Origin of the sequence: Amycolatopsis sp. NPDC049252, assembly GCF_043197175.1 — a bacterium.
Taxonomy (GTDB): Bacteria; Actinomycetota; Actinomycetes; order Mycobacteriales; family Pseudonocardiaceae; genus Amycolatopsis.
This window is the reverse complement of record NZ_JBICSQ010000005.1, coordinates 33,279-56,686: the sequence shown is the minus strand read 5'-3', so window position 1 is coordinate 56,686 and position 23,408 is coordinate 33,279. Positions and strand designations below refer to the sequence as shown.

22 protein-coding genes, 1 pseudogene and 1 riboswitch are annotated in these 23,408 nt (G+C 70.5%); of the genes and pseudogenes, 13 read left to right on the top strand and 10 right to left on the bottom strand.

All coding sequences use genetic code 11. The features are described 5' to 3' along the window. From ACGFMK_RS10120 to ACGFMK_RS10090, 7 genes are all read left to right on the top strand, one after another. A complete protein-coding gene (locus ACGFMK_RS10120; RefSeq protein WP_392760214.1) occupies positions 1-453 on the top strand; it encodes a DUF3180 domain-containing protein in 453 nt (150 codons plus the stop codon). Between the two features lie 77 nt (positions 454-530). Next, positions 531-2,900 (top strand): DUF6779 domain-containing protein, encoded by a 2,370-nt coding sequence (locus ACGFMK_RS10115; protein WP_392760212.1) that lies wholly within the window; start codon positions 531-533, stop codon positions 2,898-2,900. Between the two features lie 132 nt (positions 2,901-3,032). Further along, positions 3,033-4,136: a PrsW family intramembrane metalloprotease gene (locus tag ACGFMK_RS10110; protein WP_392760522.1), complete on the top strand. Its 1,104-nt coding sequence runs from the start codon at positions 3,033-3,035 to the stop codon at positions 4,134-4,136. Positions 4,137-4,225: 89 nt separating this feature from the next. Next, positions 4,226-5,185: a Rossmann-like and DUF2520 domain-containing protein gene (locus ACGFMK_RS10105; protein ID WP_392760521.1), complete on the top strand. Its 960-nt coding sequence runs from the start codon at positions 4,226-4,228 to the stop codon at positions 5,183-5,185. Continuing rightward, positions 5,182-6,093: a pantoate--beta-alanine ligase gene (panC, locus tag ACGFMK_RS10100; protein WP_392760210.1), complete on the top strand. Its 912-nt coding sequence runs from the start codon at positions 5,182-5,184 to the stop codon at positions 6,091-6,093. Before ACGFMK_RS10105 ends, panC begins: the two co-directional genes overlap by 4 nt. Positions 6,094-6,102: 9 nt before the next feature. Further along, the gene (gene panD, locus ACGFMK_RS10095) at positions 6,103-6,597 is read left to right on the top strand and encodes an aspartate 1-decarboxylase (protein ID WP_392760208.1); all 495 of its coding nucleotides are present in this window, start codon (positions 6,103-6,105) and stop codon (positions 6,595-6,597) included. Positions 6,598-6,602: 5 nt separating this feature from the next. Beyond that, entirely contained in the window at positions 6,603-7,382 is a 780-nt protein-coding gene (locus ACGFMK_RS10090) for a type III pantothenate kinase (protein WP_392760206.1), read from the top strand. Here the strand turns inward: ACGFMK_RS10090 and ACGFMK_RS10085 are convergent. From ACGFMK_RS10085 to ACGFMK_RS10075, 3 genes are all read right to left on the bottom strand, one after another. After that, on the bottom strand, positions 7,379-7,783 hold the full coding sequence (locus ACGFMK_RS10085; protein ID WP_392760204.1) for a DUF6640 family protein: 405 nt from the start codon (positions 7,781-7,783) through the stop codon (positions 7,379-7,381). The two genes, ACGFMK_RS10090 and ACGFMK_RS10085, sit on opposite strands and share 4 nt — an antisense overlap. Before the next feature lie 33 nt (positions 7,784-7,816). Then, positions 7,817-8,131 (bottom strand): DMT family transporter, encoded by a 315-nt coding sequence (locus tag ACGFMK_RS10080; protein ID WP_392760202.1) that lies wholly within the window; start codon positions 8,129-8,131, stop codon positions 7,817-7,819. 33 nt (positions 8,132-8,164) lie between these two features. After that, positions 8,165-8,224: riboswitch (guanidine-III (ykkC-III) riboswitch) on the bottom strand. Between the two features lie 37 nt (positions 8,225-8,261). Next, positions 8,262-9,023: a methyltransferase domain-containing protein gene (locus tag ACGFMK_RS10075; RefSeq protein ID WP_392760201.1), complete on the bottom strand. Its 762-nt coding sequence runs from the start codon at positions 9,021-9,023 to the stop codon at positions 8,262-8,264. Positions 9,024-9,100: 77 nt separating this feature from the next. On the opposite strand from ACGFMK_RS10075, the gene lysS reads away from it, so the two are divergent. Both lysS and ACGFMK_RS10065 read left to right on the top strand, forming a co-directional pair. Beyond that, entirely contained in the window at positions 9,101-10,612 is a 1,512-nt protein-coding gene (gene lysS, locus ACGFMK_RS10070) for a lysine--tRNA ligase (protein ID WP_392760199.1), read from the top strand. A gap of 143 nt (positions 10,613-10,755) precedes the next feature. Next, positions 10,756-11,109 carry an Lsr2 family protein gene (locus ACGFMK_RS10065; RefSeq protein WP_323324438.1) on the top strand — a complete coding sequence of 118 codons (354 nt, stop codon included), beginning with the start codon at positions 10,756-10,758 and terminating at the stop codon, positions 11,107-11,109. Positions 11,110-11,180: 71 nt separating this feature from the next. Here ACGFMK_RS10065 and ACGFMK_RS10060 read toward each other — a convergent pair whose 3' ends face one another. Then, positions 11,181-11,993, bottom strand: coding sequence for a DUF6597 domain-containing transcriptional factor (locus tag ACGFMK_RS10060; protein ID WP_392760197.1), 813 nt, complete (start codon positions 11,991-11,993; stop codon positions 11,181-11,183). 65 nt (positions 11,994-12,058) lie between these two features. Between ACGFMK_RS10060 and ACGFMK_RS10055 the strand changes: the two genes are divergently transcribed. Beyond that, the gene (locus ACGFMK_RS10055; protein WP_392760196.1) at positions 12,059-12,628 is read left to right on the top strand and encodes a TIGR03086 family metal-binding protein; all 570 of its coding nucleotides are present in this window, start codon (positions 12,059-12,061) and stop codon (positions 12,626-12,628) included. 327 nt (positions 12,629-12,955) lie between these two features. On the opposite strand, the gene ACGFMK_RS10050 is transcribed toward ACGFMK_RS10055, so the two are convergent. Next, positions 12,956-13,783 (bottom strand): (2Fe-2S)-binding protein, encoded by an 828-nt coding sequence (locus ACGFMK_RS10050; protein ID WP_392760194.1) that lies wholly within the window; start codon positions 13,781-13,783, stop codon positions 12,956-12,958. A gap of 368 nt (positions 13,784-14,151) precedes the next feature. Here ACGFMK_RS10050 and ACGFMK_RS10045 point away from each other — a divergent pair, with 368 nt between their 5' ends. Both ACGFMK_RS10045 and ACGFMK_RS10040 read left to right on the top strand, forming a co-directional pair. Continuing rightward, complete coding sequence (locus tag ACGFMK_RS10045) at positions 14,152-16,710, top strand: ATP-dependent Clp protease ATP-binding subunit (RefSeq protein ID WP_392760193.1); 2,559 nt, start codon at positions 14,152-14,154, stop codon at positions 16,708-16,710. Between the two features lie 375 nt (positions 16,711-17,085). Continuing rightward, positions 17,086-18,255 (top strand): annotated as a pseudogene (locus tag ACGFMK_RS10040) (Hsp70 family protein); the annotation flags it as partial. Between the two features lie 16 nt (positions 18,256-18,271). Here ACGFMK_RS10040 and ACGFMK_RS10035 read toward each other — a convergent pair. From ACGFMK_RS10035 to ACGFMK_RS10025, 3 genes are read right to left on the bottom strand one after another with little or no spacing between them, the layout of a single operon-like run. Continuing rightward, the gene (locus tag ACGFMK_RS10035) at positions 18,272-18,739 is read right to left on the bottom strand and encodes a YbaB/EbfC family nucleoid-associated protein (protein WP_392760191.1); all 468 of its coding nucleotides are present in this window, start codon (positions 18,737-18,739) and stop codon (positions 18,272-18,274) included. Continuing rightward, positions 18,732-19,793 (bottom strand): hypothetical protein, encoded by a 1,062-nt coding sequence (locus ACGFMK_RS10030; RefSeq protein ID WP_392760190.1) that lies wholly within the window; start codon positions 19,791-19,793, stop codon positions 18,732-18,734. The genes ACGFMK_RS10035 and ACGFMK_RS10030 overlap by 8 nt, the downstream gene beginning before the upstream one ends. 7 nt (positions 19,794-19,800) lie before the next feature. After that, complete coding sequence (locus tag ACGFMK_RS10025; protein ID WP_392760188.1) at positions 19,801-20,178, bottom strand: hypothetical protein; 378 nt, start codon at positions 20,176-20,178, stop codon at positions 19,801-19,803. Between the two features lie 173 nt (positions 20,179-20,351). On the opposite strand from ACGFMK_RS10025, the gene ACGFMK_RS10020 reads away from it, so the two are divergent. After that, positions 20,352-21,008 carry a hypothetical protein gene (locus ACGFMK_RS10020; protein WP_392760186.1) on the top strand — a complete coding sequence of 219 codons (657 nt, stop codon included), beginning with the start codon at positions 20,352-20,354 and terminating at the stop codon, positions 21,006-21,008. Between the two features lie 121 nt (positions 21,009-21,129). Here ACGFMK_RS10020 and pcp read toward each other — a convergent pair whose 3' ends face one another. Together pcp and ACGFMK_RS10010 are read right to left on the bottom strand one after the other, a co-directional pair. Then, positions 21,130-21,771 (bottom strand): pyroglutamyl-peptidase I, encoded by a 642-nt coding sequence (pcp, locus tag ACGFMK_RS10015; RefSeq protein WP_392760185.1) that lies wholly within the window; start codon positions 21,769-21,771, stop codon positions 21,130-21,132. A 79-nt stretch (positions 21,772-21,850) separates the two neighbouring features. Further along, a complete protein-coding gene (locus tag ACGFMK_RS10010) occupies positions 21,851-23,284 on the bottom strand; it encodes a M1 family metallopeptidase (RefSeq protein ID WP_392760183.1) in 1,434 nt (477 codons plus the stop codon). Between the last annotated feature and the right edge of the window lie 124 nt (positions 23,285-23,408).

Sequence of the window (23,408 nt, the reverse complement as noted above, 5' to 3'; positions counted from 1 at the left end):
ATGCACTTCACCCGGCCTCGCGACCTGGTGGTGGCCGGGGTCCTCGGCCTGGTCCTCGGCTACCTCCTCTTCCAGGTGGCCTACGGCTCGCTGCCCCAGCTGCCGCTGCTCGCCGGCGTCACGTTCGCGGTGCTCGCCGTGATCGAGGTCGTGCTCGCGTTCGTCATCCGCTCCCGGATCAAGGGCGGCCGGGTCGTTGCCGCTATCGGGATCGCCCGATCGGTGGCCTTGGCGAAGGCTTCGTCACTCGCCGGCGCATTCATGACCGGCGCCTGGCTGGCGGCGCTCAGCTACCTTTTTCCCCGACGTGACGAACTCGTCGCCGCGGTGCTCGACACCCGGGCCGCGGTGGTCGGCGTGGTTTCCGCGGCACTGCTGGTAGCAGGGGGTTTGTGGCTCGAACACTGCTGCCGGACCCCGCGCGGCCAAGATCGGGAACCCACCCGCGGCTGACCGGTTAGCGCTGGAATCCCACCGCTCGCTGGACCGAGTAGGTCTCGTTCGGATTACGAGCAGGTACGGTGTCAGTCATGACCGGCGTGGGTGACGACTCGCGCGGCCGCCTTCTGGGTAGGCCGTGGCTTGTTGTCGGATTCGTCCTCGCCATCGGAGCCACCCTCGCACTGGTGCTCAGCAACGATCTCAAGTACCTCAGGCTCGGGATCGTTGCGGCCCTCTGGGCTGCCCTGATCGGCGCGTTCCTCGCCGTGAAGTACCGCAAGCACGCGGCACAGAGCGAGGACGCGGTCTCCGAGGCGCAGGCTGTGTACGAGTTGGAGCTGGAACGCGAGATCGCGGCCCGGCGCGAGTACGAACTGGAGATGGAGGCGGAAAACCGCAGTGCGGCCGACTCCCGTGGCCGCGAGGAGCTGGAGGCGCTGCGCGCCGAAGTCTCCGCGCTGCGCGACAGCCTCCAGTCGCTGTTCGGCGGTGAGGTGCTGCTCGAACGCGTCGCGCTGACCGCGCAGGCGACCCGGATGCGCAAGCTCTCCGACGACAACCGGATGATCCCCGACGGCGCGCCGAAGAAGAAGCCGGCTCAGCTGATGGCCGCGAAGAAGCCCGCGAGCGAGGGCGGCGAACGGCCGACCGAACTGATCGACCGGGTGCTCGACGAGCGCCGCCGCAAGGCGTCGAACGGCAAGCCCGCGAACGGCAAGGGCTTCGGCGGCAAGGGCAAGGGGTTCGGCGGCAAGCCGGCCAACGGCGCCAACGGCCCGAAGGCGCCCGCCAACGTCAACGCGCAGAGCACCCAGCAGATCGCCCGGCCGAAGCCGCTGAGCGAACGCCGTCCGCCCGTGCCCGAGGTCGACCCGGCGCTGAACGCCGCGCAGCGTGAGTTGAAGGCCGCCGAGCTGCGCGCCGAGGCGGCCCGCCGCCAGGCCGAGTCGCAGCCGATGCGGCTGCCCAACCCGGCCGAGGTCGCGAAGCAGCCCGAGCGCCGTCCCGAAACGCCCGCCGAGCCGACGCGCCGCGACGTGCCGCGGGCCGCCGACCCCAAGACCGAGATCCGCCGTCCGGAGCCGAAGACGGAGATCCGCCGTCCCGAGCCGCCGCCCGCGCGCCGCGCGGAGATGTCGCGCGGGGAGATGCGTCCCGCCGAGATGTCGCGTCCCGACATCCCGCGGGTGGAGATGTCGCGTCCGGACATTCCCCGCGTGGAGATGTCGCGTTCGGACCTGCCGCGGGTCGAGCGTCAGCGTCCGGCGGAGATGTCGCGTCCCGACTTGCCGCGCGTTGAGCGTCAGCGTCCGGCGGAGATGTCGCGTTCGGACCTGCCGCGCGTTGAGCGTCAGCGGCCGGCGGAGATGTCGCGTTCGGACCTGCCGCGGGTCGAACGTCAGCGGCCCGCCGAGATGTCGCGCTCCGACCTGCCCCGCGTCGAGCGGCCGAGGCCCGGGGAGGTGTCCCGTTCGGACATCCCGCGCGTCGAGATGTCCCGGCCGGACCTGCCGCGCGTCCCCGGCCCGAACGGCGCGCGGAAGGCCCCCGAGCCGCCCGCACGCCCACCCCAGGGCCGTCCGGCGGCCAGCGTGCCGCCGCCGAAGCCGTCCGAGATGTCGCGGTCGGACATCCGGCCGGTCGAGCGCCCGGTGGCCGACCTGAGCGCGGCGTTCCAGAACCGTGACGACTTCGCCGAGCGGCAGCGGCCCAACCGGCCGAAGCCGCCGGAGCCGAAGCCCGCCGACCGGAAGCCGCCGATGCCGCGGGACGCCACGGCATCGCGCACCAACCTCCCGGTCGTCCCGGCGACGGCGCCGGTGCCGAACGCCGGTCCGCCCTCGCGGACCAACCTGCCGCCCGTCGTCCCGCCGACCACGCCGGTCCCGGCCGCCGACGGCCGCCGTCCGTCGCGGCTGGAGCAGTTCTCGCGGGCCGACATGTCGCCGATCCTCGACGAGCCGGCGTCCCGGCACGGCTCACACCGCGCTCCCGCGGAGGCGGCCCAGGCCGAGGCGCAGCCGGTGAACCCGACGCTGCCGGAGTCGGTGCGCAACTTCCAGGGCCGCCCCGCCGGCGGTCGTCGCCGGAAGCCGGACGACTCGCAGGTCATGCCCGCCGTGCCCCCGCCGCCGCCCGAGCCCTCGGGTGGCCGCCGTCGTCGTCCCGACGGCGAGCCGCCGGCCTGGGAAGGCATGGTCGCCGAGCGGGCGTCCATGTCACGGCGCAACATGACGCCGGTGGACCCGGCCGACGTCGAGCTCAACGGCAACGGCCACAACGGGCACGGTGCGAACGGTCAGAACGGCAACGGGAACGGCCCGGCCCCGCGCAACGGCCGTCGTGGCGAAACGCCGGGCAGCGGGTCCCACAACACCGGCCGCTCGGTCAGCGAACTGCTGGCGGCGAACGGGGGAACCGGTTCGACCCCGCGCCGCAGGCGGCGCGCCGAGGACTGAGGCTTGGCCGCGGCGCTCACCCGGGGTTCGCATTCCGGTCCGTGTCCGGTCTGCGTAGGGTGACCCGCTGTGAGCGGAACCCTCTCGCCCGCGACGGGACTCGATCGCGGACGGCGGCCTCGACGGATCACCGTGCTGCTGCCGGTGCTCGGGCTGATCGTGGTCGCCCTGTGCGGCCTGTTCCTGTTCGGCCTGGCGACGGCGCGGGTCGGCCCGCTCGCCGTCACCATCGGCGTGCTGGCCGCCCTGGTGCCGGTGGCCGGGGTCGTGGCCGGCTTCCTGTGGGTCGACCGCTGGGAGCCCGAGCCGGCGAAGTTCCTGCTGCTCGCCTTCGCCTGGGGTGCCTGCATCGCGACGATCACCGCGCTGCTCATCAACACCACGGCCGAGGCGGTCGGTGACGAGCTGCTCGGCAAGGGCAGCGGCAACACCGTCGCGGCGCTGGTGTCCGCACCGGTGGTCGAGGAAGCCGCGAAGGCGCTCTTCGTCGTCCTGATCCTGTGGCGCCGCCGCAGCGAGTTCGACGGCGTCGTGGACGGCGTCGTCTACGCCGGGTTCAGCGCGGCCGGGTTCGCGTTCACCGAGAACATCTACTACTTCGGTCGTGCTTTTTACGACTACGGCTTCGGTGACGGCCACAGCCAGGGTGTCATCACGGCGTTCTTCCTGCGTGGGGTGCTCGCGCCGTTCACGCACCCGCTGTTCGCGGTGCTCACCGGCATCGGGATCGGCATCGCCGCCCGGACGACCACCAAGGCGTTGAAGATCATCGCGCCGATCGCCGGCTACCTGGCCGCGGTCTGCCTGCACGCGCTGTGGAACAGCGCCGCGCTGCTCGGCGGGTCGAAGTTCCTGACCGTGTACTTCCTGATCATGCTGCCGCTGTTCCTCGGCGTGGTCTACCTGGTGATCCTGCAGCGACGGCGGGAGCAGCGGATCATCGAAGCCGCCCTGCCGCACATGGCCGCGGCGCGCTGGATCGCGCCGTCGGAGGTCGAGCTGCTGGCGAGCCTGCCCGGCCGCCGCGCGTGGCGCCGCCAGGCGAAACGGCAGTCCGGCAAGCAGGCCGCGAAGGCCGTCGCCGTGTACCAGGCGAGCGTCACGGAACTCGCGTTCCTGGACCGGCAGGAGATCCGCACCGACGCCGACGAGCGGCGCCAGCAGGAGCTGCTGCGCACACTCAAGTCCGCCAGGGCGGAAGCCACGCGCCTGGCCCAGGAGGCCACTCGCGGGTGACCCGGTCCGGGTGAAGCTGGTCACCCGGGTTCAACGGCGCGCGCTTAATCGAGTTAGTCTCGCGCCGTCGTCCGGTACCCGGAGCGGGACTGGAACGAGAGCAGAGGGAGTCTGCGAACCATGAGCGTCCACAGGCGCACGCCATGATGAGGCCCGCCCGCCTCGCGGTCGGTGTCGTTTCCGCCGGCCGGGTGGGCAGCGTGCTCGGGGCCGCCCTGGCCCGGGCGGGACACACCGTGGTCGCCGCGTCCGGGCTGTCCGCCTCGTCGCTGGCCCGTGCCGAACGCCTCCTCCCCGACGTGCCCCTCCTGCCGCCCGACGAAACCGTGCGCCGGGCGGACCTGGTGCTGCTCGCCATCCCCGACGACGCGCTGGCCGGCATGGTCCGCGGGCTCGTCGCCACGGAGTCGCTGCGGCCGGGCCAGATCGTCGTGCACACGTCCGGCGCGCAGGGCATCGACGTCCTGGCGCCCGCGGCCGCGGCCGGGGCGCTCCCGCTGGCGCTGCACCCGGTGATGACGTTCACCGGCCGCGAGGAGGACCTCGAGCGGCTGGCGGCGTGCAGCATCGGCGTCACCGCGATGGAGGACGACGAAGCGGCCTGGAACGTCGGCGAAGCGCTGGCCGTCGAGATGGGCGCCGAGCCGGTGCGCATCCCCGACTCCGCGCGAGCGCTCTACCACGCTGCGTTGACCCACGGCGCGAACCACCTGATGACGCTGGTCGCCGACTGCGCGGAAGTCTTGCGTGAAGCCGGAATCGGGCAATCCGAACGGCTGGTCGCGCCACTGCTTTCGGCCGCGTTGGATAATGTGCTCCGACACGGCGACCGCGCGCTCACGGGCCCGGTCGCGCGTGGCGACGTCGGCACCGTCCGCAAGCACCTGGAGGTGCTGGCGGACCGCGCGCCGGACGTCGCGCCGGCCTACCGGGCGCTGGCCAAGCGCACGGCGGAGCGTTCCAGGGCCGCCGGGCTGCTGGACACCGCGGCCGCCAAAGAACTCACCGACCTCCTCGACGATCCCGCCGAAGGGCACCCAGACCAGTGACCACACCGAAATTCAGTCGCGGCACCCTGAACCAGTTCGCCTCGCCCGAGCAGATGAGCCAGGTCAGCCGGGCCCTGCACGGCGTCGGCCGCAAGCTGGCGCTCGTGCCGACCATGGGCGCGCTGCACGCCGGGCACCGCGAGCTGATCCGCCGCGCCAAGCGGCTGCCGAACAACGTCGTGGCCACCTCGATCTTCGTCAACCCGCTGCAGTTCGGCGAGGGCGAGGACTTCGAGGCCTACCCGCGTCCGCTGGAGGCCGACCTCGCCGTGCTGGGTGAGGACGGCGTCGAAATCGCCTTCACCCCGGCTGCCGACGCCCTCTACGCCGAGGGCGCCGTCGTCACCGTGCACCCCGGCCCGCTCGGCGACGAGCTCGAGGGCGCCGTCCGCCCCGGCCACTTCGCCGGGGTGCTGACCGTGGTGGCGAAGCTGTTCAACCTGCTCCGTCCGGACTACGCGCTCTTCGGCGAAAAGGACTACCAGCAACTGGTCCTGATCAAGCGGATGGTGCGCGACCTGAACATCGACACGCACGTGATCGGCGTGCCGACCGTGCGCGAGCGTGACGGGCTGGCCCTGTCCTCGCGCAACGTCTACCTCACGCCTGAGCAGCGTGAAGACGCCATCGTCCTGTCGGCCGCCCTCACCGCGGGGGCGTTCGTCGGCCGGGACGGGGCGGACGCGGTCCTCGAGACCGCGTGGAAGACCCTCGCCGCGCGGCCCGCGGTCGAGGTGGATTACCTGGAGTTGAGGGGAACCGACCTCGGGCCCGCGCCCGTCGATGGTGAAGCACGACTGTTGATCGCGGCCCGGGTGGGGAGTACCCGGCTGATCGACAACGTTCCGGTGTTGCTCGGTGCTTCGGTAGATCACCCGGCGCGCCCGGAGCGGGACGCAGGGGAATAGGAGTCCACGATGTACCGCACCATGCTCAAGTCGAAGATCCACCGGGTCACCGTCACCCAGGCCGACCTGCACTACGTCGGCTCGGTCACCGTCGACGAGGACCTGATGGAGGCCGCGGACCTGCTGCCGGGGGAACAGGTGTCCATTGTGGACGTCACCAACGGGGCGCGGCTGGAGACCTACGTCATCAAGGGGGAACGCGGCAGTGGCGTGCTCGGCATCAACGGCGCCGCGGCCCACCTGGTGCACCCGGGTGACCTGGTCATCCTGATCTCCTACGGTCAGATGGAAACCGCCGAAGCCGCGACGTACGAACCGCGCGTGGTGTTCGTCGACGCGGACAACCGGATCGTCCACCGGCACACCGATCCCGGCCACGCGCCGGAGGGTTCCGGGCTGCTCAGCGGCACGGTGCCCCTGCCGGAGGAGGAGACGGCGATCTTCCCGGTGGCCGAGACGGCCGACGCGCGCCGGCTCGACGCGCTGCTGCACGCGGAAAGCTGACCCGCTTGCTGCTCACCGTCGACGTCGGCAACACGAACATCGTGCTGGGCCTGTATTCCGGCACCGAGCTCGCAGGCGACTGGCGCATGCGCACGGACGCGCGGATCACCGCCGACGAGCTCGCGCTGACCGTCCGCGGGCTCCTCGGCCCGCACGCGGACGACGTCACGGGGATCAGCGCGTTGTCGACGGTGCCGGCGGTGCTGCGCGAGCTGCGGGTGATGCTTTCGCGCTACTACGCGAAAGTGCCGAAGATCGTCGTCGAGCCGGGGGTGCGCACGGGTGTGCCCCTGCTCGTCGACAACCCGAAGGAGGTGGGCGCGGACCGGCTGGCAAACACGCTGGCCGCGCACCACCTGCACAGTGGCACGGCCTGCGTCGTGGTCGACTTCGGCACGTCGACGAACGTCGACGCGATCTCGGCCCGCGGCGAGTTCCTGGGCGGCGCGTTCGCCCCGGGCATCGAGATCTCGGTGGACGCGCTGGCCGCCCGCGCGGCGGCGTTGCGCAAGGTCGAGCTGGTGCCGCCGCGCTCGGTGATCGGCAAGAACACGGTGGAGTGCCTGCAGTCGGGCATTCTCTACGGCTTCGCGGGCCAGGTCGACGGGCTCGTCCGCCGCATCGCCCGCGAGCTGTCCCCCGGCGGCCGGGACCCGGTGGCGGTGCTCGCCACCGGCGGCCTGGCGCCGCTGGTGATCAGCGAGTCGGAGACGATCACCGAACACGTCCCGGACCTGACCCTGCTCGGCCTGCGCTTGGTCTACGAGCGCAACATCCGGCCTTAGCCGCGGGCCAGCCGCCGGCGTTCCAGGACGTACCCGATCGCCGTCACGGCCAGCGCCGGGAACGCCACCACGGCCTGCGGGAACTTCGCCGTCCCCGGCGGGTCGACGGCCTTCGAGCCGGGGTAGGCGAGCGCCGAGATCTGTGTCAGCCAGTAGAGCGAGGCCAGCGTCGCGCCCGCGTCGAGCCCCTCTCGCGACGAGGGAGCCCGCCAGAGCTGCCACAGGCTCGTGACGCCGAGCGCGAGCCCCAGGCTCATCGTCTGGCCGTTGTGGAACTTCGCGTGCGGTGGCCAGGCGGGGTTCTTGACGTGGGTCTCGTTCCAGTCGGCCTGGTAGGGGCCGGCCGCGGTCAGCAGCGACGTCAGCGAGATCAGTGCTCGTCCCCAGGACTTGGTAGCCATGGTCACAGTCTCGAACCTCCAGTTTGCTGGAGGTCAAGCAAGCAGCTTCAGGCCGACGACCCCCGCGACGATCAGCCCGAGGCAGGCGATCCGGGTGGCCGACGCCGGATCACCGAGCACGACGACGCCGTAGACGGCCGTGCCGATGGTGCCGATGCCGACCCAGATCGCGTAACCGGTGCCGAGCGGGATTTGCCGCAGTGCGTAGGCCAGCCCGCTCATGCTCAGCAGGAGGGCGATCAGGAACACCGCCGCGGGAACGGCGCGGGAGAACCCCTTGGACGCGCCGAGCGCGGCGGCCCAGACGGTTTCGAGGACTCCGGACAGGATCAGGACGAGCCAGGACATGGTCGGACCTTTCGCAGTGTTGAGGTACTCATCACTGCGCCGTCTTGTCCTGACCGGGTACGACGCGTTCGTCCGGGGCGTGCTCGCCGATTCCGACGTTAGCACGCGGCCATGACCGGAAACGTCTGCTTCAGCGCCGGCGGGTGCGGAACGTCCACGTCAGCAGCGGCAGGTCGAACTCGCCGGACGCCGTGTGCGGATTCGCCGCGAGGAACCGGCGGATCTCCGCCAGTCCCGCGGCCCGGTCCGCCGGATCCGCCACGATCATGTGTGAATGCGTCGCGATCGTTTCGGCGAGGCTTTTCGCGGTGCGCCGTTGCGCATGCTGAAACGTCCGGCTTTCGTACGGTACGAATGCGGGGTGCTCGCCGGGGTTCCTCGAGCCGCCGGGTGACGTACTGCTCACCCCGGTCCGGCTGAGCCGGGCGAACTCGGCCACCCACGGCACGGAATCGTCTTCGTAGTTCCACATCGGCACCAGGACACCGCCCGGCCGCAGCACGCGGGCGATTTCGGTCAGCGCGGGCCCGACGTCGAACCAGTGGAACGCCTGGCCGACGAACACCGCGTCGACACCCCCGTCCGGCATCGGGATCCGCTCCGCCTGCCCGTCGAGGGAGGTGGCCGACGGCACGGCCCGGGCGAGTTCGGCGCGCATTCCGGGGTCGGGTTCGACCGCGGTGACGTCCAGTCCGAGTTCGGCGAGGCCGACGGTCAGTTTGCCGGTTCCGGCCGCGAGATCGAGGACCCGCCGCGGGGTTCCGGTCGCTCCGGAAAGACCCCACTCGAGTGCTTCCCGCGGGTAGCCGGGCCGGTGCTCGGCGTATGCGGCGGCCTGGCTGCCGAACGACGAAGCCCGCTGGGCGTGGCGGTCTGGTGTGGGATCACTCACGAGACCGAGGCTAATGGACGGAAAAGAAAGGTAATCCGGTTGGCGTAGCGTCGCGCGAGGTTCGTACCCTATGGGCCATGACCGAAAACCCCGCTTCCACCAGCGACCCCGCCGAAGACGAACTGCCCGAGCAGATGCGGGTGCGCCGGGAGAAGCGCGACCGGATCATCGCCGAAGGCATCGATCCCTATCCGGTCGAGGTCCCGCGGACGCACTCGCTCGCCGAAGTCCGCGCGGCGCATTCCGGGCTGCCCGCCGACACCGCGACCGGCGATCTGGTCGGCGTCACCGGCCGGGTGATGTTCCTGCGCAATACGGGCAAACTGTGCTTTGCCAGCCTGCGCGAGGGTGACGGCACGGAACTGCAGGCGATGATCAGCCTGGCGAAGGTCGGCGAAGACGCGCTGGCGGCGTGGAAGTCCGACGTCGACCTGGGCGACCACGTCTTCGTGCACGGTGAGGTCATCACCTCCAAGCGCGGCGAGCTGTCCGTGATGGCCGACAGCTGGCGCATCACGTCGAAGTCGCTGCGCCCGCTCCCGGTGGCGCACAAGGAGCTCGCCGAGGAGACGCGGATCCGGCAGCGGTACGTCGACCTCATCCTGCGCCCGCGCGCGCGGGATGTCGTGCGCACGCGGGCCGGCGTGGTCCGGTCGCTGCGGGAGTCGTTCCACCGGCGCGGGTTCACCGAGGTCGAGACGCCGATGCTGCAGACGCTGCACGGCGGCGCCGCGGCGCGCCCGTTCGTGACGCATTCGAACGCGTTCGACCTGGACCTCTTCCTGCGCATCGCGCCGGAGCTCTACCTCAAGCGCTGCGTCGTCGGCGGGATCGAGAAGGTTTTCGAGATCAACCGCAACTTCCGGAACGAGGGCAGCGACTCGTCGCACTCGCCGGAGTTCGCGATGCTCGAGTACTACGAGGCGTACGCCACGTACGACACCAATGCGGTGATGACCCGGGAGCTGATCCAGGCGGCCGCGCGCGACGTCCTGGACACCGAAGTCGTCACGCTGGCCGACGGTTCGGAGTACGACCTCTCCGGCGAATGGACCACACTCGGAATGTACGAGTCGTTGTCCGATTCCCTCGGCGAAGAGGTGACGCCGGAGACACCGGCCGCCAAACTGCACGGATTCGCGCAGGCCAGGGGCCTGGAAGTGGATCCGAAGCTCGGGCACGGCAAGCTCGTCGAGGAACTGTGGGAGCATCTCGTCGGAGATCAGCTGCACGCCCCGACGTTTGTGCGTGATTTTCCGCTGGAGACGTCGCCATTGACGAGGCAGCACCGCTCACGGCCCGGCGTGGCCGAGAAGTGGGACCTCTACGTGCGCGGTTTCGAACTCGCCACCGGATACTCCGAGCTGGTCGATCCGGTCGTCGAACGGGAACGGCTCACCGAACAGTCCAGGCTGGCCGCGCAGGGTGATAGCGAAGCCATGCGGCTGGATGAGGATTTCCTGCGGGCACTTGAGTACGGAATGCCGCCGAGCGGCGGGGTCGGAATGGGGATCGACCGGCTGCTGATGGCCTTGACCGGTCTCGGTATCCGGGAGACGATCCTCTTCCCGCTCACGCGACCCGAATAACCCGGCCGTGTGAGTTGTCTACGGTTATCTCAATGAGATTTGCGCTGTCACCCGGAAGCGGGTACTAATGTACAGACAAAGTCTTCTGTGCGGGGCCCGCCCCGTAACCAGATCATTGAGTAAGCCCCCGCAGGAGGAAACAGATGGCACAGAAGGTGCTCGTCTCGCTGGTCGACGACCTCGACGGCAGTGAGGCGGAAGAGACCGTCGAGTTCGGTTTGGACGGCATCAGCTACCAGATCGACCTCTCCTCGGATAACGCCGAAGAGCTCCGGGACGCGCTCGCCCAGTATGTCGAGCACGCCCGCCGTGCCGGTGGTCGCAAGCGCGCTTCCGTGCGCCCGGTCGCGGGCGGCAAGGGCTCCGCTCGCCCGGCCGCCGTCGACCGTGAGCAGAACCAGGCCATTCGCTCCTGGGCGCGCAAGAACGGGTACGCCGTTTCGGACCGGGGCCGGATCCCGTCCGAGGTCGTCGAGGCCTACCACAAGAAGAACTGACGCGGGGTTTGCGGACTGAAGCCGCCGGGCGAATTCGCCCGGCGGCTTTCTTCATGTCCGGTGACTGAGGGTTATGCGCCGGGGTCGGTGCGGGCCGTTCGGGCGTACTCGCCGGGCGACTGGCCGGTCACGGTCCGGAAATCGCGGATGAAGTGCGACTGGTCGCTATAGCCCAGCCGAACCGCCAGTCCGGCGTAATCCACCGGTCCTTCGGTGGCGATCCGGTGCGCCGCGTCGTTGAGGCGGTATATCCGGATCGCCCACTTGGGCGGACAGCCGACGTGTTCGGCGAACAGCCGCTGCACCGAACGCGCGGTTAGTCCAGTATCCGCGCACAGCTGCGCCACCCGGGTAATTCCCGGATCACGCGCGATTGATTCGACCGCCGCCACGGCCTCTCGTGCGGCCGATCGGAGTACCACCGCATTTGCCATCAGCAAGTTGTCGATCGCACCGACCATTTGCGCGTCGCCGGCCGCGGTCCGCACCGATTCCGCAGCTTCGCGGGCCCTTGCGCCGAAAACATCGACGAGCGGGACAGCGCGGTCGGCGATGTCACTCACCGGGCCGTCGAGGAACGCGCGGAAGGCCCCGGGCCGGAATCGCACGCCGAGGCCCTGCACCCGTCCCTCCAAGACATGTGAAAACACTTCACGTGCCGGTCCGTAGACGCCGGAAGCGGTCGGGAAGAACGTTGCGTGCACCGCGAGGTTCGGCAGTACGCGCTGCTCGTACGGTGGTTTGCCGCGCCGGTCCCAGTGCAGCACCCAGTGGTAGTCGACGAATTGGGCGAGTTCGGGTGCCGGCGGGTAGCGCGTGAGGGTGAACATCGCGCGGGCCGCCGCCTCGGCCACGATGCCCTGCGGGATCCGGTGTTCCGCCACCGGGCAACGGTAACTGTCGCGTTCTTTCAAGACGGCGTCGTGGCCGGGTCGTTTTGATCTCGGACATGACTGCCGAGTTGATGCGCCCCGCCGCGGCCGAGTTCCTGCGCGTCGGGCTCGCCGTGGACGACCTGAGCGCCCCGACGCCGTGTGACGGTTACGACGTCCGCGGGCTGCTGAACCACCTTCTCTACTGGGGCCCGTGGCTGATCGCCGCGGGGCGGCGCGAGGAGGCGCCGTCACCGGGCGCCGTCGAGGCGGACGCGGCGCTCGTGACGGCCGACTGGGCGGCGGCGCTGGAGAAGCAGACGGAGACGCTGGTGGAGGTGTTCGGGACACCGTCGGCCTGGACGGGCCTGACGAAGCTGGGCACGACCGAGCTGCCGTCCGCCGTGGTGGGCGGAATGGTCCTGGGCGAGTTCGTCCTGCACGGCTGGGACCTGGCCCGGGCGAGCGGCGGGTCGCTTCGCTGCGCGCCTGCCGCCGCCACGGCGGTCCTGGAGTCGGCGGTGGCGATGGGTGACCAGGCACGCTCGATGGGCGTCTACGGCCCTGAGGTGCCGGTTCCGGCCGACGCGGCACTCCTGGACCGTGCGTTGGGCGCGGCGGGCCGCGATCCGTCCTGGAGGCGCTGAGGGTTGTCCACAGCCTCGCCCGGTTGTGGACAGGTTGGGCCTTCGGGCGGTGATTCGGGGGTTTTGTCCCACCTCGCCGACAGACTGGCTTCGGGGACGCCCACGGGACGGGTGGGGGCCGCCGTCGGGCGCTCTGGCCCAGCGGCGCAGGTCGGCGGCCCGGAGTATCCACGCGGGGTTGGCCGCTGGGCTCAACTCACGCCGATCGGTCGATCCGCGTGGAAGGTCCTGAATGGCCGATTCAAGACGTCCGGCTGGGGCACCACTCCGACGACCGGCGCCGGGACAGCCAGGCCGGAGACCCTCCCGCGACGGGTGCGACCGCCGTCAGCTGCCGGGCCGCCGGGCGCACGTGCGCGGGCAGCCGTCGCACTCCGGCTCGGCCGGGAGCAGGTACGAGAAGCAGCAGCTCTCGCGGCGCCGGGTCCACTCGCGGGTTCCGTCGGCCCCGTCCACCAGGCGCAGGGTCGACGCCGACGTCAACGGCGGGTAGACGGCGTCGAGGACCAGGGCCGCGTCGGCGACGCCCGCGCCTTCGGCCTCCGGGGTGCCGCCCTGCCGGCCCGCCCACCAGAGTGAGTTCTCCAGCGCGTCGGTAGCCGCGGCCCAGAGTGTGCGGCGGCCGAGCCTGCCGGCCGGCGCGTACGCCTGGACGAACCGGGCGGCGTGGGCCAGGTAGCGGGCCCGCAGCACCGCGGCGAGGGCCCGCTCGTCGCGCACCACCGTCGCCTCCGGGCGGGCCGAGCCCGGGTCCGTCGGGAGGCAGTGGAAGTCGTCGCCGAGCACGGCCATGCCCTCGGGGTGCGGCTGGTCGTCGGCCAACCGGAACGCCAGCTCCTCGGGCTTCAGGGACGGCACGCGGCGCTCGTGGTGCAGCAGCAGCGCGCCGACGTACGCCGGGACGTGCAGGTACCACGTCAGGACGTAGCTCGCGGTGGTCCGGTCCGGGGCCGCGTCGTGCTCGCGCCGCAGCCAGGTGCCTAGCCGGCCGCGCCACTCGTCGAACCGCGAGGGCGTCGCCAGCAGGTCGGCGCAGCGGATCCAGCCGTCGGGGACGTCGCGGCGCAGTTCCTGCAGGCCGGAGACCCGCAGGAGGGACGCGGCGAGGCCGTCGCCGACCTCTTGCGCGGCACGGAAGGACCGCTGCTGGTTCAACCGGGACCCTCCCGACGGTGTGGATATTAGGCGTGCCTAACCTTACATGCTGCCGGGCGCTGCGCCGATCGGGTGGTGCTCCCGCGGGTCTCCCACGTTGCGGACCTGTTCGCGTTGAGCGGACATGGCGCGGATGGCGGAATCCGGGTGGCCGCCCGCACGTTCTGCTTGACGTAAAGGTGCAGGGCAACCTGATGATGGGAAGCGCCCGGAGGACGCCACGTCCGGGTGCGAAAAAGACCGCGAACAGCCGTAGTGGTACGCCAGCGCGACCAGTTGGCTACTAGAGTGGTCTCACGGTGCTGAATCCATCGCGGTGAAAGCACGATGGATAACGGGCCGCCGGCGCAGCAGTCGAGGGAGTGCACATGTTTGAGAGGTTCACCGACCGCGCGAGGCGGGTGGTCGTTCTGGCTCAAGAAGAAGCCAGGATGCTCAACCACAACTACATCGGCACCGAGCACATCCTCCTGGGTCTGATCCACGAGGGTGAGGGTGTCGCCGCCAAGGCGCTGGAGTCGCTGGGCATCGCCCTGGAGGGCGTGCGCCAGCAGGTCGAAGAGATCATCGGCCAGGGCCAGCAGGCGCCGAGCGGGCACATCCCGTTCACGCCGCGGGCGAAGAAGGTGCTGGAGCTGTCACTGCGCGAAGCGCTGCAGCTCGGCCACAACTACATCGGCACCGAGCACATCCTGCTCGGCCTGATCCGCGAGGGCGAAGGCGTCGCCGCGCAGGTCCTGGTCAAGCTGGGAGCGGACCTCAACCGGGTCCGCCAGCAGGTGCTGCAGCTGCTCTCGGGCTACCAGGGCAAGGAGTCCACCGAAACCGGTTCCGGCGGCCGTGGTGAAGGCACCCCGTCGTCGTCGCTGGTGCTGGACCAGTTCGGCCGCAACATGACCGTGCTCGCCCGCGAGGGCAAGCTCGACCCGGTCATCGGGCGCGGCAAGGAGATCGAGCGGGTCATGCAGGTCCTGTCCCGCCGGACCAAGAACAACCCGGTGCTCATCGGCGAGCCCGGCGTCGGCAAGACCGCCGTCGTCGAGGGCCTGGCCCAGAGCATCGTCAAGGGCGAGGTGCCCGAGACGCTCAAGGACAAGCAGCTCTACACGCTGGACCTGGGCTCCCTGGTCGCCGGCTCCCGCTACCGCGGTGACTTCGAAGAGCGCCTGAAGAAGGTGCTCAAGGAGATCAAGACCCGCGGCGACATCATCCTGTTCATCGACGAGCTGCACACGCTGGTCGGGGCGGGTGCCGCCGAGGGCGCGATCGACGCGGCTTCGATCCTGAAGCCGATGCTCGCCCGCGGTGAGCTGCAGACGATCGGCGCGACCACCCTCGAGGAGTACCGCAAGTACATCGAGAAGGACGCCGCCCTCGAGCGCCGGTTCCAGCCGATCCAGGTCGGCGAGCCGTCGCTGGAGCACACGATCGAGATCCTCAAGGGCCTGCGTGACCGGTACGAGGCGCACCACCGCGTCTCGATCACCGACTCGGCGCTGGTCGCCGCCGCGACCCTGGCGGACCGGTACATCAACGACCGGTTCCTCCCGGACAAGGCGATCGACCTGATCGACGAGGCCGGCGCCCGGATGCGCATCCGCCGGATGACCGCGCCGCCGGACCTGCGCGAGTTCGACGAGAAGATCGCGAACGTCCGTCGCGACAAGGAGTCCGCGATCGACGCGCAGGACTTCGAGCGGGCCGCCCGCCTGCGTGACGAGGAGAAGACCCTCCTCGGCCAGAAGGGCGAGCGGGAGAAGCAGTGGAAGGACGGCGACCTCGACGTCGTCGCCGAGGTCGACGACGAGCAGATCGCGGAGGTGCTGGCCAACTGGACCGGCATCCCGGTGTTCAAGCTGACCGAGGAGGAGACCACCCGGCTGCTGCGCATGGAGGAAGAACTCCACAAGCGCATCATCGGCCAGGAGGACGCGGTCAAGGCCGTCTCCCAGGCGATCCGCCGTACGCGTGCGGGTCTGAAGGACCCGAAGCGCCCGTCGGGCTCGTTCATCTTCGCCGGCCCGTCCGGTGTCGGTAAGACCGAGCTGTCCAAGGCGCTGGCGTCCTTCCTGTTCGGCGAGGACGACGCGCTCATCCAGATCGACATGGGTGAGTTCCACGACCGCTACACCGCTTCGCGGCTCTTCGGTGCCCCTCCGGGCTACGTCGGCTACGAAGAGGGTGGCCAGCTGACCGAGAAGGTGCGGCGCAAGCCGTTCTCGGTGGTCCTCTTCGACGAGATCGAGAAGGCGCACCAGGAGATCTACAACACGCTCCTGCAGGTGCTGGAGGACGGCCGCCTGACCGACGGTCAGGGTCGCACGGTCGACTTCAAGAACACGGTGCTCATCTTCACGTCCAACCTGGGCACGTCGGACATCTCGAAGTCCGTCTCGCTCGGCTTCTCCGGTGGCAACGACTCCGGCACGAAGTACGAGAAGATGAAGCAGAAGGTCAACGAGGAAATGAAGAAGCATTTCCGCCCGGAGTTCCTGAACCGGATCGATGACATCATCGTGTTCCACCAGCTGACCAAGGAACAGATCATCATGATGGTCGATCTGATGATCGGCCGCGTGGAGAAGCAGCTCAAGGCCAAGGACATGGAGCTGGAGCTGACCGAGAAGGCGAAGTCCCTCCTCGCGAAGCGTGGCTTCGACCCCGTGCTCGGTGCGCGGCCGCTGCGCCGCACCATCCAGCGCGAGATCGAGGACCAGCTGTCGGAGAAGATCCTCTTCGGCGAGGTCGAGGCCGGCCAGATCATCCTGGTCGACGTCGAAGGCTGGAGCGGCAACCCGGAGGACAAGGACGACCAGGCGCGCTTCACCTTCCGCGGTGAGCGCCGTCCGTCCTCGATCCCGGACGCCCCGCCGGTCAGCATCGGCGCCGGTCACGAAGAGACCGGCGGCGAAGCCGAAGGCGAGTGACCTGGACCTGATGGTCCGGTAGTACGTCGGAAGGGCGGTTCCCCGAGCGGGGAGCCGCCCTTCTCGCGTGTCCGGTACCGGTGGTCCCCGAATCGACGAGGTCGACCGGATCAAGGCTCGGATCTGCACCACTCGAAAGAGCTGAGGCCGGCATCGGCGGGCGCCAGGAAGGCTGAGCGATACGGCCAGATGGCGCTCGACACGCTTCGGCGGTACATCGCCGCTTGGGGTGGCCGGATGCGCGTGGTGGGGCCGACTTCGACGATCACGACGGCACCGTTCCGCGAGCCAACGGGACCAGACCGACGCCTGCGCCTGATCAAGGCACCGCCTGGGCCCGTGAGACGATGCCCGGGGCCTTGGGAGGGGATCCGCGTGGACGTGCTGTCGATCGACTTCGGGACTTCCAGCACGGTCGGGGTGCTCTCGGCGTCCGGGCGGGGCCCGCGGGCCGTCGAGGTCGACGGGTCCGTCACCATGTCCTCCGCCGTCTACCTCAACGGTGACGGCCTGCTGATCGTCGGGCGGGACGCCGAGCGTGGTGCGCGGCTTGATCCCAGCCGGTTCGAGGCGAATCCCAAGCGGCGGATCGACGAGGGCGTCCTGCAGCTCGGCGACACGACCGTGCCGGTCACCGACGCCTTCGCCACTGTCCTGCGGCGCCTGGGCGAAGAAGCCGAGCGGCTGCTCGGACGGCCGCCCGGGCAGACGCGGATCTCGCACCCCGCCGGCTGGGGCGCGACGCGGCAGGAAACCCTGCGGGCCGCCGCCGCGGCCGCGCGGCTCGCCGACGTCCGGCTGATTCCCGAACCGGTGGCCGCCGCCGCGCACTACGGGAGCCTCGGCAACCGCAACGCCGGGCCGATCGGGGTGTACGACCTCGGGGCCGGCACCTTCGACTGCGCCGTCGTCGGCATGAACGCGCAGGGGTTCGCGGTGCTCGCCGAGGACGGCCTGCCCGACCTCGGCAGCCTCGACATCGACCAGGCGCTGCTCGTGCACATCGGCCGTTCGGTGTCGCACGCCGATCCCGCGCAGTGGCAACGCCTCCTGCGCCCGCAGACGACCGCCGACCGCCGCCTGCGCCGGGCGCTGCTCCAGGATGTCCGTGACGCCAAGGAAAGTCTCTCCCGGCACCCCCAGACCGACGTGCCGATGCCCGAGCCGTTCGGGGACGTCCTCGTCAGCCGCGACGAACTCGAGGCGCTGGTGCGGCCGAGCCTGCTGCGCAGCGCCGAACTCCTCGCCGCGACCATCCACCGCGCCGGGCTGAACCCCGCCCAGCTCGCCGGGGTCCACCTCGTCGGCGGGCCCAGCCGGATGCCGTTGCTGGCCGCGCTTCTCAGCCGCCAGCTCGGCATCGTCCCGACCACGCAGAACCAGCCCGAGACGGCCGTCGCGTTCGGGCTGCACCACGTTCCGCTCGGCACCACCGACCCGAACCTGACCGTGCCCGCGTTCGCGCCGGTCCGTCCACTCGCGACACCGCCGCGGCCGCAACCCTGGCAGCAGCGTGCCTTCCGGCCGCCCCAGCCGCCACCGAAGCGCTAGCCGGCCCGATTCACCAGGTCGGCTCGAACCGCACGCCCCTGCCGTACCACTCGTCTTCCGTCGAGGGCCCGGACGGCGGTGCGGCGGCGGGCGCTTCCTCGGAGCGATCCTTGAGCACGGCGTCGTCCGGTTCGACACGAGCAGGAGCCGGAGCTTCCACGGCCGGTGGCTCCGGCTCGTACTGCACCCGCCAGCGCAGCCGGTCCATCAGGTAACCGCCGCTGCCCAGCGGTGCCAGCAGCTGCCCGGTCCGCTTCGCCGAGTCGCGCTGGGCCTCGACGTAGGTCCGCAGCACGGCGTCCGCGATCTCGGACGGCGACATCCGCGAGACGGCGTCGGTGAGCCGAAGCCCGGTCATGACGCCGTCGGTGTTGACCGACAGCGAGACCGCGCCGTCGGCGGACGTCGCCGTCGCCGTCAGCGCGGACAACTCGTTCAGCAGGGAATCGCGGTCCGGTTTCGGGGCCTGGTCAGCCATTCAGCGACCCCACGCTGCTCCCGCCGCCGGCCACCTCACCGTCGGGCCGGATGTCGACGTTCGCGTCGCGGACGTTCTTCTCCGTCCGACGCGAGGTGTGGCCGGTCTCGAAGTTGGACGGGTCGAAGCTGGATCCCGGGCTGACGTCCGGCGAGTCCGGGATCTTCGGCAGGTCGGCGGCCTCGTCGTGGATGCGGCCGGCGAGCGTGGTCGCGGTGTCGCCCATGCCGTCGCGGATCTTGCCCGCGCTGTCGAGGAAGCTCTGGTACAGGTCGAACACGTTGTCGCCGGTGATCTCCGCCTGGTTCGCCACCACCGCGCTGATCGCGCCGCCCGCGGCGTTCCCGGCGACGAGGGCGCCGTTGGCCGCGGTGAAGATCGCGGCGCCGGCCGGGGCGGCCACCCCGGCGCTGGCGACGGTGAGCATCCCGGCCACGGCGCCGGCGAACGTCGCGGCCAGCACCTTCGACAGCGCGGCTTCGTGCATGCGGGACTGGTCGTCCTGGTACTTCTTCGCCGTCTCCAGGAACGTGCTGCCGAGGTTGTTCAGGTCCTGGCGGGCCGACGCGATCGCCTCCCGCGCGGCGACGACGTCGCTCTCCAGCACGGTGATCTTGGTCGCCACCTCGGTGAAGGCGTCGGCCAGCTCGTTCAGGTACGCCTTGACGGCGTTCGCCGCGGAGCCGCGCCACTCGCCGAGGAACTGCCGGGCGTCGTCCAGCTTCGGCCCCGAGTCGCGCTGCAGCTGCTTCCAGACGGCGTCGTGCTTCATGATCAGGTGCTGCAGGCCGTCGGGCGACTCGTGGTCGATGTCGGCGTCGGAGAACTCGCGGTAGATGCCGGCCGTCTCGTCCTGCATCTTCCGGAACTGGTCGCTGGAGTCGTCGAAGCCGAACATCCAGAGCGCGGTCATCCGCAGGACGTCGAGGGCGTCCAGCGCGTCGGTGGCGCCGTCGGTCAGGTCCGCGGAGATGCCCTCCATGAGCTCCGCGCGGCGGTCGTCGCCGCTGGAGCGGGGCTCGGCGTCGAGGCCGGTGTCGAAGTAGCCGTCCATCGTTCCCTCAGTTCGCTTCCAGGCCCGCGGCCGCGCGGTTGACGTGCTCTTTCGAGTCCTCGTCGGCCTTCTCGTACAGCTCCGCGACGCGCAGCAGCGCGTGACTGGTGTCCGACGTCGTCTCGTGGAGCCGCGCGACCAGGTCCTGGATCTTCGCCAGGTGGTTGTTGTAGGCCTTCGCGACGGCCGGCATGCCCAGCGTGCGGCCGAAGGCGTTCTGCGTGGGGAACATCCCGGAGATGTCGAGAACGCCACCGCCACCGGACGAGACCGGGACGTCGGTGCCGCGCAGGCCGGCGGACGCGGTTTCCGCGGCGTCGGCGGCCTGCTGCAGGGCGCCGGCCGAGTCCCGCAGGTCCTGCAGGTCGGTCTCGAATCCGATCATCACTCACCTCGTCGTCGGGCTGGGCGTTCCGGCCATGAAAGCACCGTTCGGCCGACCGATAGTGAGATTTCTTCACATCCCCCGCCCGGGTGTGCCCCACGTCACGGGACACCGCCGCACCGCCGAACGGGGGAATGTCGTACGTGCGCGCGTGCTCCGGCGCTCCTACCTGCATGAGTACGACGACAAAGCCTCGGGCGCCGAGCGTGCGCCGGCAGCTGCGCGAGGCGAAACGCTTCTCCTGGACCGGATTCGGCGTCACGGTCGCCGCGTCCCTGCTCGGCACGCTCGTCCCGGCCGCCATCGGCGCGGGGCCGGCAGCGACGCTGGTTTCGACGCTGGTCGTGACGGTACTGGCCGCGGGCGGGTTCACGGCCAAGGACGGCGCGGCCCGCGGGATCAAGGCGATCGCGATCGTGCTGCTGGCGGCGGGCGCGCTCGTCCTGACGGTGACCGGGGTGACGGTGTTCGACCTCGCCCGCGGCAAGCCCGCGACGTTCCCCGGGGTGCCCGAAGCGCAGCCGCGGGTGCTCGTCCCGGAGTCGGTCGCGTGCGGCACGGCACCCGTGCACACGACGGCGAGCTGCGCGGTGGCGGTCCGCAGCGTCGGCGTGACTCCGGTGCGGGTCACCGGCGTCGAGGTGGACGGCACGGACTTCGCCGTGGACGCGAGCGGCTGCCTGGGGCAGGAAGTGGTGCCGGGCAAGCGGTGCACACTGGTCGTGAGCTTCACGCCGTCCTGGAGCGGGGAGCGGGTGGCGGATCTGACGGTCCACCACAACGTCCCGGGCCCGTCGGCGTTCGTGGAGCTCACCGGCCGCGGCGACTAGGCAGGAACCCGATCCCGGCCGGCCACGGCGTCTGCACCAGCACCTGGGCGGCGAACGCGGCGTCGGCGCACATGGTGTCGTAGCGGTGGCCGGAGCAGCGCCCGCGGGTCCGCCCCGGGTCTCAGTGCTCCACGCCCGCACTGACGACGATGTCCTCGGTGACCTTCGACGCCGTGTCCGCCAAGGCTTCCAGCGCGTCGGCGATGCGGCCGACACCCAGCGAGGGCGCGGCCTTGCCCGACGCCGCGACCTGCTCCGGGCTGAACGGCACGTGCACAAAACCGCCGCGCACCCCCGGGAAATCCGTGGCCAGCAGGTGCATCAAGCCGTAGAAGACCTGGTTGCACACGTACGTCCCGGCCGTGTGGGACACCGACGCCGGGACACCCGCCGAGCGGATCGCCGCGACGCACGCCTTCACCGGGAGCGTCGTGAAGTACGCCGCCGGGCCGTCTGCGACGACCGGGACGTCGACCGGCTGCGCGCCGGCGTTGTCCGGGATGCGGGCGTCGACCAGGTTGATCGCGACGCGCTCCGGCGTCACCTCGGCGCGCCCGCCCGCCTGGCCGACGCACACCACGAGCTCCGGCCGGTGCTCGGCGATCGCCCGGCGCAGCGCGGGCAGCGACGCCGCGAACTCGCACGGCAGCTCGACCGCGGCGACGTCGTCCCGCCGCGCCCCGAGCGCCGACACCGCCTGCCACGACGGATTGACCGCCTCGCCCCCGAACGGCGCGAACCCCGTCATCAGCACCCTGGCCATGCCCACCCCTCCCAAAACGCCGTGAAGGCCACCTCGAGGGACTCTAGTTCCCTCAAGGTGGCCTTCACGGACCGTCGGCTCAGGCGGCGGGCTTGAGGTCGCCCGGGTAGAGGTACTGGTCGGCGGGCTTGCCGGTGCCGTACACCCACGCGTCGAAGAAGCCCTTGAGGTTCTTGTGCGCGACGCTTTCGGTGTACCGCTGGAAGTCCTGCATGCTCGCGTTGCCGCCCCGGTGCAGCGCCGGCCAGGTCTTCAGCACCCGGTCGAACGCGCTCTGCCCGATGTAGTTGCGCAGCGCGTGCAGCATGACCGGGCCCTTCGAGTACACGTACGTGAACTCGTTGCCGGGGCCCATGTCGTACAGCTTGCCGTTCCAGAACCCCGTCGATGCCTTCTTGACGTCGTCCGCGTACTGCTTGTTCAGGTCGACGCCGTTCTTGGCCTCGTCCCACAGCCACTCGGCGTAGGAGGCGAAGCACTCGTTCATGCAGACGTCGCGCCAGTGGTCGACGGCCACCGAGTCGCCGTACCACTGGTGGGCGTTCTCGTGGACGATCGTCGGGACCGTGCCGGCCCAGCCCGCGGAGTAGATCGGCCGGCTCATCGTCTCGAGCGAGAAGCCGATCTGCTCGTTGAGGAAGATGCCGCCCGCGGCGTCGATCGGGTACTTGCCGAACTTCGACTCGAGGAAGTCGAGGATCTCCGGCAGCCTCGCCTCGGCCTGCTTCGTCGAGTCGGGCACGCCCGGGGCGAACGCGCTGACGATCGGCGTCCCGTCCTTGCGCTTCTGCTTGTCGAAGGTCCACTTGTCGATCGCGACCGTGGTCATGTACGGCACGATCGGCGTCTCTTCGGCCCAGACGTGCGTGGTGCCGCCGGGTGCCTTGAACGTCCCGCGCTCACGGCCGTTGGCGATCACGCCCCACTCGTCGGGCACGGTGATCGCGAGGTGGAACGTGGCCTTGTCGAGCGGGGTGTCGTTGACCGGGTACCAGGTGGTCGCCGACTTCGGCTCGCCGGCGGCGAACGCGCCGCCCGCCTGGGCGTACTGCCAGCCGTTGTTGCCCAGCGACGGGTCGTCGATGGGCGCGGGGACACCGTGGTAGCCGATTTTGACCTGGAAGTCCTGGCCGCGCCGCAAGGACCGCGACGGCGTGATCGTCAGCTCGTGGTCGCCGCTGCGGCTGAACTTCGCGCCGCGGCCGTCGACCTGGACCGTGTCGACGGTCAGCCCGCGCAGGTCCAGGTTGAACGAGCTGAGGGACTGCGTCGCGCGGGCGGCGATGTCCTGGACGCCCGTGAGCTGGTGCGTCGCGGGGACGTAGGTGACCTTCAGGTTGTAGTCGGCGACGTCGTAGCCGCCGTTGCCGTCCTGGGGGTAGTAGCTGTCGCCGGCGCCGTCGCTGCCCGGCTTCGCGCCGCCCCAGTCGTTCCCGGCGGCGGCGACTCCCGAGCTCAAGCAGATGCCGGTGAGCAGCGCGACCGCGAGCACGACCGGTTTCTGTCCCCTCATGAACGCTCCTGTCCGGTTGGGTGGACGTGAACCCGCAAGGTATCGCCACCGGTGTGCGCTGGTGTGGTCCGAAGGCGCATTTGTCCGGAAAATCAGCACTTCCGTCGGTGTCGCTTCGGACGTC

Bases quoted from the DNA above. Each gene is read 5' to 3' on its own strand.
- ACGFMK_RS10025 (WP_392760188.1), bottom strand. From the start codon at position 20,178: ATGATCGGATTCGAGACCGACCTGCAGGACCTGCGGGACTCGGCCGGC.
- ACGFMK_RS10055 (WP_392760196.1), top strand. From the start codon at position 12,059: ATGACTGCCGAGTTGATGCGCCCCGCCGCGGCCGAGTTCCTGCGCGTC.
- ACGFMK_RS10065 (WP_323324438.1), top strand. From the start codon at position 10,756: ATGGCACAGAAGGTGCTCGTCTCGCTGGTCGACGACCTCGACGGCAGT.
- pcp (WP_392760185.1), bottom strand. From the start codon at position 21,771: ATGGCCAGGGTGCTGATGACGGGGTTCGCGCCGTTCGGGGGCGAGGCG.
- lysS (WP_392760199.1), top strand. From the start codon at position 9,101: ATGACCGAAAACCCCGCTTCCACCAGCGACCCCGCCGAAGACGAACTG.
- ACGFMK_RS10045 (WP_392760193.1), top strand. From the start codon at position 14,152: ATGTTTGAGAGGTTCACCGACCGCGCGAGGCGGGTGGTCGTTCTGGCT.
- ACGFMK_RS10030 (WP_392760190.1), bottom strand. From the start codon at position 19,793: ATGGACGGCTACTTCGACACCGGCCTCGACGCCGAGCCCCGCTCCAGC.
- ACGFMK_RS10080 (WP_392760202.1), bottom strand. From the start codon at position 8,131: ATGTCCTGGCTCGTCCTGATCCTGTCCGGAGTCCTCGAAACCGTCTGG.
- ACGFMK_RS10020 (WP_392760186.1), top strand. From the start codon at position 20,352: ATGAGTACGACGACAAAGCCTCGGGCGCCGAGCGTGCGCCGGCAGCTG.
- ACGFMK_RS10115 (WP_392760212.1), top strand. From the start codon at position 531: ATGACCGGCGTGGGTGACGACTCGCGCGGCCGCCTTCTGGGTAGGCCG.
- ACGFMK_RS10035 (WP_392760191.1), bottom strand. From the start codon at position 18,739: ATGGCTGACCAGGCCCCGAAACCGGACCGCGATTCCCTGCTGAACGAG.
- ACGFMK_RS10120 (WP_392760214.1), top strand. From the start codon at position 1: ATGCACTTCACCCGGCCTCGCGACCTGGTGGTGGCCGGGGTCCTCGGC.
- ACGFMK_RS10010 (WP_392760183.1), bottom strand. From the start codon at position 23,284: ATGAGGGGACAGAAACCGGTCGTGCTCGCGGTCGCGCTGCTCACCGGC.
- panD (WP_392760208.1), top strand. From the start codon at position 6,103: ATGTACCGCACCATGCTCAAGTCGAAGATCCACCGGGTCACCGTCACC.
- ACGFMK_RS10085 (WP_392760204.1), bottom strand. From the start codon at position 7,783: ATGGCTACCAAGTCCTGGGGACGAGCACTGATCTCGCTGACGTCGCTG.